This window comes from Nonomuraea sp. NPDC051191, assembly GCF_044455665.1.
Classification (GTDB): Bacteria; Actinomycetota; Actinomycetes; order Streptosporangiales; family Streptosporangiaceae; genus Nonomuraea.
Window position 1 is genome coordinate 22,362 of sequence record NZ_JBITEZ010000036.1, and the last position, 12,537, is coordinate 34,898.

Annotated in this window: 11 protein-coding genes; 6 read left to right on the plus strand and 5 right to left on the minus strand. The window is 69.0% G+C overall.

The window, feature by feature from the left end:
* Nucleotides 1-7 precede the first annotated feature (7 nt).
* Genes ACIA8R_RS52250 through ACIA8R_RS52260 form a run of 3 tightly spaced genes read right to left on the minus strand, consistent with a single transcriptional unit; the run spans nucleotide 8 to nucleotide 4,017 of the window.
* Nucleotides 8-1,117, minus strand: a complete 1,110-nt coding sequence (locus ACIA8R_RS52250) for an ABC transporter ATP-binding protein (protein ID WP_397045640.1) — start codon at nucleotides 1,115-1,117, stop codon at nucleotides 8-10.
* Entirely contained in the window at nucleotides 1,110-2,861 is a 1,752-nt protein-coding gene (locus tag ACIA8R_RS52255) for an ABC transporter permease (protein ID WP_397045642.1), read from the minus strand. The genes ACIA8R_RS52250 and ACIA8R_RS52255 overlap by 8 nt, the downstream gene beginning before the upstream one ends.
* A 10-nt stretch (nucleotides 2,862-2,871) precedes the next feature.
* Nucleotides 2,872-4,017: an ABC transporter substrate-binding protein gene (locus ACIA8R_RS52260; RefSeq protein ID WP_397045644.1), complete on the minus strand. Its 1,146-nt coding sequence runs from the start codon at nucleotides 4,015-4,017 to the stop codon at nucleotides 2,872-2,874.
* 237 nt (nucleotides 4,018-4,254) lie between these two features.
* Here ACIA8R_RS52260 and ACIA8R_RS52265 point away from each other — a divergent pair, with 237 nt between their 5' ends.
* From ACIA8R_RS52265 to ACIA8R_RS52280, 4 genes are all read left to right on the plus strand, one after another.
* Nucleotides 4,255-4,968 (plus strand): GntR family transcriptional regulator, encoded by a 714-nt coding sequence (locus ACIA8R_RS52265; protein WP_397045646.1) that lies wholly within the window; start codon nucleotides 4,255-4,257, stop codon nucleotides 4,966-4,968.
* Nucleotides 4,961-6,115 carry an MFS transporter gene (locus tag ACIA8R_RS52270; protein WP_397045648.1) on the plus strand — a complete coding sequence of 385 codons (1,155 nt, stop codon included), beginning with the start codon at nucleotides 4,961-4,963 and terminating at the stop codon, nucleotides 6,113-6,115. The genes ACIA8R_RS52265 and ACIA8R_RS52270 overlap by 8 nt, the downstream gene beginning before the upstream one ends.
* 13 nt (nucleotides 6,116-6,128) lie before the next feature.
* Nucleotides 6,129-6,599 carry a ribonuclease E activity regulator RraA gene (rraA, locus tag ACIA8R_RS52275; RefSeq protein WP_397045650.1) on the plus strand — a complete coding sequence of 157 codons (471 nt, stop codon included), beginning with the start codon at nucleotides 6,129-6,131 and terminating at the stop codon, nucleotides 6,597-6,599.
* Between the two features lie 457 nt (nucleotides 6,600-7,056).
* The gene (locus ACIA8R_RS52280; RefSeq protein ID WP_397045652.1) at nucleotides 7,057-7,929 is read left to right on the plus strand and encodes an NAD(P)-dependent oxidoreductase; all 873 of its coding nucleotides are present in this window, start codon (nucleotides 7,057-7,059) and stop codon (nucleotides 7,927-7,929) included.
* Between the two features lie 1,032 nt (nucleotides 7,930-8,961).
* On the opposite strand, the gene ACIA8R_RS52285 is transcribed toward ACIA8R_RS52280, so the two are convergent.
* Together ACIA8R_RS52285 and ACIA8R_RS52290 are read right to left on the minus strand one after the other, a co-directional pair.
* Nucleotides 8,962-9,906 carry a hypothetical protein gene (locus ACIA8R_RS52285; protein ID WP_397045654.1) on the minus strand — a complete coding sequence of 315 codons (945 nt, stop codon included), beginning with the start codon at nucleotides 9,904-9,906 and terminating at the stop codon, nucleotides 8,962-8,964.
* A gap of 252 nt (nucleotides 9,907-10,158) precedes the next feature.
* The gene (locus tag ACIA8R_RS52290; RefSeq protein WP_397045656.1) at nucleotides 10,159-10,800 is read right to left on the minus strand and encodes a hypothetical protein; all 642 of its coding nucleotides are present in this window, start codon (nucleotides 10,798-10,800) and stop codon (nucleotides 10,159-10,161) included.
* A 591-nt stretch (nucleotides 10,801-11,391) separates the two neighbouring features.
* Between ACIA8R_RS52290 and ACIA8R_RS52295 the strand changes: the two genes are divergently transcribed.
* Together ACIA8R_RS52295 and ACIA8R_RS52300 are read left to right on the plus strand one after the other, a co-directional pair.
* Nucleotides 11,392-11,598: a cold-shock protein gene (locus ACIA8R_RS52295; RefSeq protein WP_020545593.1), complete on the plus strand. Its 207-nt coding sequence runs from the start codon at nucleotides 11,392-11,394 to the stop codon at nucleotides 11,596-11,598.
* Between the two features lie 352 nt (nucleotides 11,599-11,950).
* The coding region (locus tag ACIA8R_RS52300; protein WP_397045658.1) for a DEAD/DEAH box helicase at nucleotides 11,951-12,537 on the plus strand (587 nt) is incomplete at its 3' end.

Consider the following 12,537-nt stretch of genomic DNA (forward strand, 5'->3'; position numbering starts at 1 on the left):
GAGGTCCTCACTGTGTGATGGTGATGAGCGCTTCGACGTCCTCGGGCAGGGCGTCGGTGGTCGGGTAGAGCAGGCAGGCGGCGGGCTCGGCGACGAGGGTGACCTCGCCGGTCAGCCCGGGGCGGGTGGTCTCGGCCTGGATCACGTGGTCGCCCAGACGCAGGTCGTACTCGTAGCGGGAGCCGACGTAGGAGCTGGTGAGCACCTCGGCGGTGAGCACGTTCGCGCCGGTGGCGGCGCTGCGGCCGGCGGGGAGGATCTCCAGCTGTTCCGGCCGGACGGCCACGGTGACGCCGGTGCCGGTGCCGGCGGTCCCGGTGGGGACGGTGATGGTCTGGCCCGTGCAGTCCAGCCGTACCTCGGAGGGGCCGGTCATGACGCCGGGCAGGAAGTTGCACCGGCCGACGAAGGCGGCGACCTCGACGGTCGCGGGCGTCTCGTAGATCTCCGTCGGGGTGCCGATCTGCACCATGTCGCCCTTGGACATCACGGCGATGCGGTCGCTCAGGGCCAGGGCCTCGTCCTGGTCGTGGGTGACGTACACGGTGGTGATGCCGAGCTCGGTCTGCAGCCGCTTGAGCCAGGCGCGGGCCTGGTCGCGCAGCTTGGCGTCCAGGTTGGACAGCGGCTCGTCGAGCAGCAGCACGCTGGGGGAGTAGACCAGGGCGCGGGCCAGGGCGACGCGCTGCTGCTGGCCGCCGGAGAGCTGATGAGGGTAGCGGTCCTTCAGCTCGGCCAGCCCCACCTTGTCCAGGGCCTCGATGATGAGCGTGTCCTGCTCGCGCCGGTCGACCTTACGGATCTTGAGGGGCATGGCGAGGTTCTGGGCGACGGTCATGTGCGGCCACAGCGCGTACGACTGGAAGACCATGCCGAGGTTGCGGCCCTCGGGAGGCACGAACGTGCCGGCGTCGACGAACGTGGCGTCGCCGACGGAGATGCTGCCGCCGGTGGGCCGCTCCAGGCCGGCGATGCAGGCCAGGGTGGTGGACTTGCCGCAGCCGCTCGGACCGAGCAGGGTGAAGAACTCGCCGTCGGCGATGGTGAAGCTGATGTCGCGCAGGACGGCGTTGTCCCCGAACTGCTTGGACAGGTGGGCGACCTTGACCTCAGGCATTCTTGTCACGTCCCTTGAGGAGTAGTCCGGCGAGCCCGACGAAGGTCGCCGTGATGGCGATCTGCAGGCTGGCCAGCGCGGCCACGGAGCCGGTGTTGCCCTGCACCCACAGTTCGAGCATGGTCGTGCCGATGATGTTGGAGTCGGCCGAGGCGAGGAACACCGCGGGGGAGTACTCCTTCAGCAGCGTCACGAACGTCAGGATCAGCGCGCCGGCGAAGGCGGGCCGCACCAACGCCGCGAGGATGCGGGTGAACGTACGCACCCAGTCGGCCCCCGACACCCGGGCGGCGTTGTCCAGCTCACGCCCGATCTGCATGACCGACGGCGCGATGGAGCCGAATCCGCTGGGCAGCGCGCGCAGCCCGAAACCGACGATCAGCGCCCACAGCGTGCCCTGGATCAGGGAACCGAGCCCGAAGGGAGCGAAGGCGAGCGCCCAGAACAGGCCGATGCCGACGATGATCCCCGGCATCGCCTGCGGGGCGAGCGACAGGTACTCGACCGCCCGGTGGAAGCGGAAGTCCGACCGCCGGGCCACCATGACCGCCACGAGTGACAGCACGCTGACCAGGACCGCGCCGATCGCGGCGACCAGGAGGCTGTTGACGATCGACTGCACGTACACCGGATAGGTGAAGATGCGCTCGTAGTTGTCGCCGGTGAGGGTCTTGAACGGCGACTGCAGCGGCGTGAACACCTGCGTGAACGAGCGGAACACCAGCCCGCCGATGGGGACCAGCGCGCCCATCACGACGTAGAGGGCGATGGCGGCGACACTGATCCACTTCAGCCACCCCAGGTCGAGCGGGCGGGGCCGGGTGGCCTTGCCGCGTACGGAGACGAACCGCTGGGCGTCCTTCAGCAGCTTGGCCTGGAGCGCGACCAGGCTGACGGTGACGAGCAGGATGATCGCCGAGGCCGCGCCGAGCACGCCGTAGTCCGGGTTGATCGACTGCAGGCCGTTGCGGTAGAGGAAGGTCGAGAAGACGTCGATGCCGACCGGCTGTCCGAACAGCAGCGGCACGCTCAGCGTCTCGACCGACATGCTGATCACCAGGATCGAGGCGTAGACGACGGGCGGGCGCAGCAGGGGCAGGACCACCGAGCGCAGGATGCGCAGCGGCCCGGCCCCGCACACCTGCGCGGCGGCCTCCAGCGAGGCGTCGCTCTGGCGCAGCGCGTTGGCGCAGAAGGTGTAGACGATGGGAGCCAGCGCCACCGCCTCGGTGAGGGCCATGCCGGGGATCGAGTAGAGGTTCCACGGCAGGAACCCGAGCAGGCGGCGCACCTCGACGCTGACGAAGCCCGCCGGGCCGTACATGATGATCCAGCCGAAGCCGAGGATGAGCGAGGAGATGAAGAACGGCCACTGCATGGCGGCGGCGAAGAGCCGGCCGCCGGGCAGCTTCGTCCGCACCACGACCACGGCCATCGGCACCGCGATGAGCAGGCTGAGCACAGTGGTCAGCCCGGCGAACAGCGCCGTGTTGAGCACGACGCGGCCGAAGCCCGCCTCGGTGAACAGCCGTACGTAGTTGTCCACGCCGAGGACGCCGCCGGCCTCGTAGAGGGGGCGGTCCAGGAAGGACTGGTAGAGCGTCGGCACGACCGGCGCCAGCACCAGGACGGCCAGCAGGAGCAGCACGGTGTACTGCAGCCAGCTCTCCCGGCTCAGCCCCAGCGGTCTGCGGTAGCGCGGTGGCGGATGCACCGAGCGGCGCGGCGGGGACAGGGTGGTCATGGTGTTCCTCTCAGCGGCCGAGCAGGCCATTCCACTTGTCGGTGAAGGACTTGACCTCGGCGTCGGGGACCTTCTCGTACTTGGCGAGGATCACGTTGTCCTGGCCTACGGCCTTCACCAGCTCCTGGTAGGTGTGCAGCCCCTCGGCGGCCGGCACGTCGTCGCGGTAGGAGGTCAGGCCGCCCTCGGCCACCGCGCGCTGCCCCTCCTGCGACAGGACGAAGTCCACGAACAGCTTCGACGTGGCCGGGTGCGGCGCCCTGGCGGCGATGCCGATGCCGCGCGGCAGCGCGACCGTGCCGTCGTCGAGGAAGGAGATCGCCAGCAGGCCGCCGCTCTTCTCGACCACCGGGTAGGCCGGGGCGGCGCTGACGAAGAAGCCCGCCACGTACTCGCCAGAGGTGATCTTCTCCAGCTGGGTGCCGGACGAGGTCTCCGGCCTGGCCAGGGGCAGCACCGACTGCAGCGAGGTCCAGGAGTCCGGGCGGGCGGCGGCGAAGGCGTGCGAGACGGTGAAGCCGAACGCGCCGCCCACGTCCCGCGTGGTGATCTTGGTCTTGTACTGGGCGGGGTCCTTGGCCAGGATCGCGGCCAGGCTCTTCAGGCCGGTCGGCTTCTCGGGCAGCAGCGAGGTGTTGTACGCGATCGACAGCGGGTCGACCGACATGGCGTACACGTGGGGCATCAGCTCGCCGAACTCGGGCAGCTTGGCCTTCTCCGGCGAGGCGTAGTCCATGAGCGCGCCGGGGCGGGCGCCGAAGTCGGCCCACGCCTGAGCGGCGTTCGACACCACCAGGTCGGCAGGCGAGCTGCCCGTGGCCTGCTCGCTGAGCACCCGCTGGAACACCTCGTCGCTGTCCAGGTTGTTGGCCGCGATCTTCGTCACCCACGGGTACTTCTTGCTGAAGTCGCGGAAGATCGGCGCCCAGTTCTCCTGGTCGGTGTTGGAGTAGATGGTGAGAGTGCCGCCCTCCTTCTTGGACGCCTCGATGAGCTGGGAGTAGTCGGCCGGGTAGTAGGCCGGGGCCTGTCCCGTCGCGATCTGGTTCGGCGGCGGTTCCTTCGCCGCCTCGCCACCACCGCCACATGCCGTGAGCAGGCCGAGCGCGAGGACGGCGGCGCCAAGGGCGCGGAGAGGGGGGTGGAAGGTGATCATGTGCTTCCTCCTAGACCAGGCGCGGCGACCAGCCGCTGCCTGCGATGCCGCACACTCTGCTTCGTTATAATCTATGACGTCAACCCCTCGTTTCCGGAATGTAACGCTCTCAGCCCTCTAGATGGCTTATAGCGTTCTCAGGGAAATAGCCAGCGACAAGGCCGGCAGGTTCGCCGCTTGCAGACAAACCTGGAGAGCGGTGTAAGTTATAACGGACACCGATGAGACAGGACAGCGATGAGCGAATCAGAGGCCGAGCTCTACCCCACCAAAGCGGATTTCGCCTACCTCCGCGTCAAGGAGCTCGTCCTGTCCGGCGCGTTGCTCCCTGGCTCGGTCATCGCTCAGGCGCAGCTCGCCCGCGAGATCGGGATCAGCACCACCCCGCTGAGAGAGGCGCTGCGCCGACTCAAGAGCGAAGGGCTGGTCGAGCTCGACGCCCACCGCGACGCCCGCGTCGCCCCTTTGGCCGCCGAGGAGGCCCGCGACCTGCTGGAACTGCGTCGCAGCCTCGACCCGCTCGCCGTCGCGCTGGCCGCCGAACGCCGTACGAAGGCCGACATCGCCGCCATGCGTGCCGCGCTGGAGGGCCTCCGGCCGCTGCCGGGCAACCCCGCGTACGAGGAGCTCGTCGCCCACCGCAAGTTCCACGCCGCGCTCTACTCGGCCTCGCACAACGACCTGCTCATCCAGACCCTCGACGGGCTGTGGGACAAGGCCGACCGCTACCGCCGCCTGGCCCTGGAGGTCGAGCGCGGCCAAGCCGCCCGCGACCGCAAGGCCGCCGAACACGAGGCGCTGCTGGAGTACGTCATCGCCGGCGACGCCGAGTCGGCCGCCGCCGTGATGCGCGAGCACATCGACACCAGCCTCGGCGCCCAGGCCGCCTGGCGGCTGCGCAAGCACCCCGAGGAAACCGCGTCCGCCGCCCAGGGCGAGGCCGATGCCTGACCCCTGGCATCGGCACGCCGTCCTGCTGGCCCATTCCACCGGCACCCAGATCATCACCTTCGTGCTGCGGCCCACCATGTCCTACCGCGCGATCGAGCTCGACGTGCCGCCGGCCTGGCTCGGCCTGCTCGGCGCCAGCTTCGCGCTCGCGCCCCTGGTGCTGGCCCTGCCCGCCGGGCACGCCGCCGACCGTTACGGCGAGCGCCGCATGGCCGTTGCCGGCGCGTTCCTGCTCACCGCCGCCGCCGTCGCGTTCGCCACGCTCGGCCACACCGTGCCCGGGCTGGTCGTGGCGGGGATCCTGCTCGGCACCGGCCACCTGGGCAGCGTCATCGCCCAGCAGGCGCTTGTCGCCAACACCACCGAGCGCGGCCGCCACGACACCGCCTTCGGCCACTACACCTTCGCCGCCTCGCTGGGCCAGTCCGTCGGCCCGCTGCTGATCGCCGCGTTCGGCGGCGCGGGCGCGATCCCCGACACCGGCCGCATCTTCACGGCCTCCTGCGGTCTGGCCGTGCTGCTCGTCGCGCTGTCGGCGCTGCTCCCGAACCACCGCTCCGACCGCGTGCAGGCGGAAGGTGGTGACCTGCGGACGCTGCTGCGCCTGCCCGGCCTGGCGCACGCCCTGCTCACGAGCTGCGTGGTCCTGGCCGCGATCGACATCACCCTGGCCTACCTGCCCGCCCTCGGCACCGAACTGGGCCTGACCGCGGGCGCCGTGGGGCTCCTGCTCACCCTGCGCGGCCTGGCGTCCATGACGTCGCGCTTCTTCCTCGGCCGGCTGACGCGCGTGGTGGGCCGGCGCCGGCTGCTGGTCGTCAGCACGCTGGGCGCGGCCGTCGCCATGCTGCTCGTCCTGGCGCCCCTGCCCTTGTGGGCGCTGGCCGCGCTGCTCCTCGTCGTCGGGCTCGGGCTCGGCGTCGGCCAGCCGCTGACGATGTCGTGGCTGGCCGAGTCCGCCCCGCCCGGCATGCGCGGCCGGGCGATGTCGCTGCGCCTGGTCGGCAACCGTACCGGCCAGCTCGTCATCCCGGGTGCGGCCGGCCTCATGGCGGCCGGCCTCGGCGCGGGCGGTGTCCTGTTCGTGACCGCGCTCAGCCTCGGCTGGGCCGGCGTGGCCGCCCGGCGGCTTCCCGTAGATCCCTGAAAGAGGTTCCATCATGACCGTCGTCACCGCCGACCTGTACGACGAGCGCGGCGACCAGCTCCAATCCTGCCACCTGCAACTACGCCAGTACGGCGCGCGCCACGCCTTCGCCGGACCCGTCGTGACCGTCCTGTGCCACGAGGACAACGCCCTGCTCAAGTCGATCCTCGCCGAGCCGGGCGAGGGCCGGGTGCTGGTCGTGGACGGCGGCGGCTCCCTGCACACCGCGCTCATGGGCGACGTCATCGCCGGCATGGCCGTCTCGAACGGTTGGGCCGGCGTGGTGATCAACGGCGCGGTCCGCGACGTCGTCGCCCTCCGCGAGCTGAACCTGGGCATCAAGGCGCTCGGCTCCAACCCCCGCAAGAGCGGCAAGCAGGGCACCGGCGAACGCGACGTCCGGGTCACCTTCGGAGGCGTCACCTTCCACCCCGGCGCCGAACTGTTCTCCGACGACGACGGGATCCTCGTCACCCGCAGATGACACCCGGCCGGCCACGGCACCCTTCGACGGAGGCCGCACTCCCCGCCGGCTCCAGGCGGCAGGTGGTCGAGTCCGATGTGCTCGGTGGAGCCCTCCCCGGGCGTGAAGATCTGCAGCTCCTGCTCGCGCGAGTTCACCGCCTGGTCGTACGAGCGGTGCGCGTGGCGCAGCGGAATCTGCCGGTCGTTCGCGTGGCAGGGCGCTGAGGGCACGCGGAGCCGGGCGCCGATCCGGCGAAGGCGTCCCAGAACCGATGCTTGATCGTCCCGGGACTTCGCTCACACCCTGCACCGGGGTCCGGTGACGTTTCCTTCGGATCGTTTGGCACGTGGGATCAATTGCGGAATGTTCACCGGCTCCAGGCTTACCTGGCGAGGAGGCGCGGTCGGCCTGATGAGCTCATGACCGCTCCTCTCGCTCGTGCACGGGACCGATCTTGACACGAAGGGACGCGCGGATGCCTGCTCAGCTCGATGTGGCCGTGCTCGGCTGCGGATACATGGGGTCTGCTCTGGCCAGGACGTTGGCGGACAGGGGAGCGAACGTCACGGTGTGGAACAGGACACCGGAGCGCGCACAGGCTCTGACGGCCTCGGGCTGCTCCGCCGTCGCGACCGTGCAGGAGGCCGTGGGACGCGCGCAGATCGTGGTGATCTGCCTCAGCACCTACGAGATCGTCCATGCCGCTCTCCGCGACGCCGGGACGCTGGCCGGCCGCGTCGTCGTCAACATGACCACAGGCAGCCCTGATCAGGCGAAGCCGATGCGGGATCGGGTCGTCGAGCAGGGCGGCGGCTACCTCGACGCCGTGATCGTCGGATACCCGGAGCAAGTCGGGCGAGACGACCTCCTGCTCCTGGTCTCCGGCAGCGAACCGGAATGGGAGACCGCCCGGCAGGTGTTGGCGCCTCTCGGTGGCGTTTCTCGCCACGTCTCCGAGTCTCCGGAGGGCGCGAACGCCCTGGAGGCCGCCACGGTCGGCGCCTTCCACATGACCATCCTCGCCGCGTTCGCCGAGGCCGCCCGGTACGCGAAGGCCCAAGGGATCTCGCCGAAGGAGTTCGTGCCGCTGGCGGTGCGGGTGGCCGGCGTGTTGGAGTTCCAGCAGGAGGAGATAGCCCGGCGGCTCGCCGACGAGGACTTCACCACCGATCAGGCGACCCTTGCCACCTATGAGGAGGCGGCCCGCACGTTCCAGCATGCGCTGTCCTCCTCCGGCGCGCGGGCTCCGCTGTTCGACGCGGCCGTGACTGAGTTCGGGCGCGGTGTCGCGCAGGGCCGGGGCGAAGACGCGGTCTGGACGCTCGCCGCGGCCCGGGACGACACCTGAGGACGGTCGTACCGGCGTCGCTGATGCTGGCCGCCGGGGTCGATCTGATGGTCGTTCAGGAGGCCTCGGGCCACACCGGCGATGCCGCAACCTGATCCATTGAGCCCAGCCGGCCCCGTCGTTGCTCGGCGGGCTGCGTCTCTATCCTCAACGTCGTGCATCCGGAGCATTGCGATGAGAAGCAGCGGATCTTTTATCTGCTGGTCACGCAGGGCCTGGTCGGAGAGACGAGCCGACTTGGGCAAGGCTTGACCGGCCATCAGGCAACTGCTGACCGGCGACGTTGTGCAAGCCTTCCGGCTTGATCTTCTGATGGTCATCTCTGGGGTCTGAGCTGACGGTGGCGGCCCAAATGATCTATCGCGATACACGGTCCGTACACAAGAGCAACCATCGAGCAACCAACCATGATCAACAAGGCGATCGGAGGTCGGTGAAATCCGAGAAACCACAGGTCGAACGCGGTATTGGTGAGTAGGGCGGGTGGGACTTGAACCCACGACCCACGGATTATGAGAATCCTTGGTTGATGTCGCTCGGTGTCACGGAGTGCTGTTTTGTATTGTCGTGGCCGGAATTATCCCCGTCGTCGTGTCGGTCTGTGCCGACGCGTGCCGTGCTGTATCGCGTACACGCGAGCAACCACCGAGCAACCATGCGTTCTTGACCATCGGGACTATGCGCCATTTGTCCCCCATCTCGGCGCGGCTGTCTGGGGCCAAGCTAGCGTGGTGAACTCGAATTTTGCGGTGGACCGAACTGTGCGAGCAACCACCGAGCAGTCATCGCCTGGTCATGTGCGTTCACAGGCAGGATGGCTCGCAGCGGACCTCGGATGCGATGCATGGTCTGCCTGACGTGCATGGACGTGATTTTCGGCAGGCGCAGTCATGCCGCATCAGGTGCCGATGAGCATCCAACGAGCAACCGTGCAACGGTTGGCATCCCTTGACCATGCGCACTTCTCGGGTGGCCGGGCAGTACGGGCTACGTGAATGTCGGTGGTGCGGACCGCTGGTCACCAATCGCCGATTACTCGGCTGTGAGGCCCGCGTCGTTGAGTCGTTCGATGAGGCTGGGCTTGCCCTGGTGGCGTTCTCGGAGGTGGGTGAGGCGCTGGGTGAAGGTGTGGGCGTGTTCGTCGCGGAGGGCCAGGGCGTGCAGGTCGCGTAGGAGTTCGACGGCTTGGTCGTATTCGCGGGGTTTCTTGGTGGTGATGGAGGTCTCCACCTGGTTCCACGCGGCTTCGAGGTCCTGGGCGAGCCGGTTCAGGTGGAGTTCCCTGACCTGCCGCCGCACCTGTTCCCGGCGTGCCTGTTCGTCGGCGCGCCGGGCCGCCTCCTGCTGCTCGCGGGCGTGGCGGCGGGCGGCGGCGGCTGCGAGCAGGTCGTCGTCCAGGCGCAGGAAGCCGGCCAGGGACCGCTGCGGCGCGCCGAGCGAGCCCAGCCCCGGCGTGACGGGCGGCTCCAGCTCCTCCTCTTCCTCGTAGTCGAAGGCGTCCTCGTCACGCTCCCACGCCCCGTACGCCGACAGCCAGGCCAGATAGAGCGGCCGTAGATCCCCGGCGGCCAGTTCGGCGCGGATGCCGACGATCGCTGACAGGGAGCGTTCGACGTCGTCCTCCCAGTACTCCTCTTCGGCTTCGCTGGTGAAGTCGAGGACGAGGTGTCCGCCGCTGGTCCATGCGCTGACCTGCTCGCCCACGCAGTAGCGTCCGGCCTGCTTGGGGTCGAGCACGGCCTTGGGCGGGCGCAGCATGACCCGATGGGTGCCCCAGTTGGCCAGGTACAGATGGGCATCGTAGTAACGCTCCACCATGCGGGACGGGTCACCGTGGAAGTCGCCCCAGTGGTACTCGTTGGTGAAGCTCGTGGGAGTCATGTGAGCCCGGGTGGACAGGGCGCGCACCTCGGCCTGCTGCTGGCCGGTGAGCGGCCGGTCGATGGCCAGGAACTCGTAGTACTGGTATTCGCTCACGCGCTCACCCGGCCCATGCCGTCCACCGTCGCCGGGACGAGCTGGGCCGACATCTCGTCCTCGGCGCCGTACTTACCGATCACCGCCACCGCATGCCATTAGGACACCCCTGCGGCCACCGCCGCGACCGCCAGCACCACCACCGTCATCGACACCGGGATCAACCGATCCCCGCCCCGAGGCGCGTGCTTGACCGCATTCATTCCAGAAATGGTGTCATGCCCGATCTATCACCATGTGCCCATCAGTCACTTACGTCCCGACCGGGTGGCGTGACGAGGTGCGCCAAGCCATCCGTTCGCCGGACGACTCCTGCTGACGTCGCACGCGCGGATCAGCTGCGGGGGGACAGACTGAATCGGAACGCGACGCAAGCCCCTGAACTGCGGTGATGCAGGTCAGGGGCGCTTTATGCGTCCGGTTCTGGCCCGCTCCGTGAGCGAGCGAGCCAGGCGCCGGGGTGTTCCACCGTGTGGGTTTCGGGTGGGGTCCGGTTGTCGTGTCGGTGGGTTTGAGGCCCTCGCGAGGACCGGTGGGTGGGTCGGCCGATGGGCGGGCCGGGCCGGTGGTGGGTGACGGTGCGGCGGCCAGGCTGTCAGGACTCGTGTTCATGCTCACCTTCAGCATGGCGGGGCCGAGCCGCTTCCAGGCAGCGCTCTTGCCGGGTTCGTCGGTGGCGGTGGTCCACCAGCCCGCCCGCCAGTAGGAGACGTTCCAGATGACGGTGCTCGCGGTGGTGTCGTCCGGATCTCCGGCGACCGCCGGGGTGCCGGGCTTGTTGCCGCTGTTCTTGCCCTCGGCGAAGTACACGGCCTCGTAGGAGTCGTCCGCGAAGGACACCAGTTGGTGGCCGGTGCCCGGGACGGGCGGGCCCTGGGTCCAGTTGCCGCCCACGCGCAGCTCCCACCACACGCTGACTCTTGATGCGGTACCAGCCCGGGCCGCCGTACTCGGCGACCGGCTGGTTCTCGACCAGGTGGGAGACCCGATGTGTCACTGGAGTATTAGCCGATCCTCGACCGTCGAGCGGCCCGCTGCCGCCGAGTACCTCGCCGACCTGCTGGTCTGCTCGGTCGTACAGGCAGGCCGCGCTGGCCGGGACACCTGCGGGGCCCGGAACCGTAAGCCTTTCCCAGGCTGAATGGCGGCCTCTTTGATGAGCTGCAGGACGAGGAGATTGCCTGGCCGATCGGGATGGCGCGGTGCGGGCAACAGCGCAGTTGAACCTGGAACTTGCAGGTCAAGGCGGCAATGGCGCGCGGATGATGTCGGCGTCGGCGGGGGCATGCGCAGCACGACGGCACATGTGCTAGATTGGGATCAGTTGCAGTTGTGGTACCCATAAAGACTTGTGTGCACCTGACGGTATGTAGCCTCAGGTGCATTTTTTGTTCTCCGGTCATCTCCGGGTGTGTGGTCCTATCGCGGCGACGCGGAATCCGTTCGATGCGGATTCCGGCTTTGCACCCATCGAAGGAGATCAACATGGCTTCTGGCACCGTGAAGTGGTTCAACGCGGAAAAGGGCTTCGGCTTCATCGAGCAGGACGGCGGCGGCGCCGACGTCTTTGCGCACTACTCCAACATCGTCGCCAACGGCGGCTACCGTGAGCTGCGCGAGGGCCAGAAGGTGGCCTTCGACGTCACGCAGGGCCAGAAGGGCCCGCAGGCCGAGAACATCGTTCCCGCTTGACACTGCGCACCACGTGGCCGGGGCCCGCGCCGCAGGGCGCGGTCCCCGGCGCGTTGCTTTTGTGGCATCCATCGTGCCGTGATGACCTCACAACCGGAGAAGCACAGCGTGTCTGTACTTCCGCCGCACACCGGATGCACCACCGCTGGCTCCGGTTCGGGCATAGGCCCGATCCAGTTCCACGGCGCGGCATCACGGCCGCGTTCTTCCCGGCGAAAGCCGACCATTTCGACGTACGAGCCCAGGCTGTTTCCGCCGGCTCGACTCGTCTCTCTTCGGCTCGTGCTAGCCGTTCTTGTGCCGCTCATCGCGCCGAGGATCCTGACACGTGCCGCATCGAGGAAGGTTCTGCATGAACCACGCAACTCGCGCGCACGATCGCAACTCTTCGCCCCGTACGGGCGGCTCTGCCCGAAGCAGGGGCGGCCGATTCAGCTCGCCGGCTCAGGGCCGTTCAGGCGCCTCCAGCCGGTCCGGCAACGGGCGGCGTCCCGCCGCGCTCCCGAGAGAGTTCGCGCTGCCGGTCACCGTAACCCCGGCCCTGCCGGCGGCCGCGACATTCGCTGAGCTGAGCATGCCGCCCGCACTGCTGAAGGTGCTCACCGGCCTGGGCGTGAACGAACCGTTCCCGATCCAGGCGGCCACGCTGCCGAACTCCCTGGCCGGCCGGGACGTCCTGGGGCGGGGGCGCACCGGGTCGGGCAAGACACTGGCCTTCGGCCTGGCCCTGCTCGTCCGCACCTCCGGACAGCGGGCACAATCGCGGCGACCGCTCGCCCTGATCCTCGTCCCCACCAGGGAACTGGCCCAGCAGGTCACCGATGCGCTCACGCCGTACGCCCAGGCACTGAAGCTGCGGCTGGCCACGGTCGTCGGCGGCATGTCGATCAGCCGCCAGGCCCATGCGCTGCGCAACGGTGCCGAGGTCGTCATCGCGAC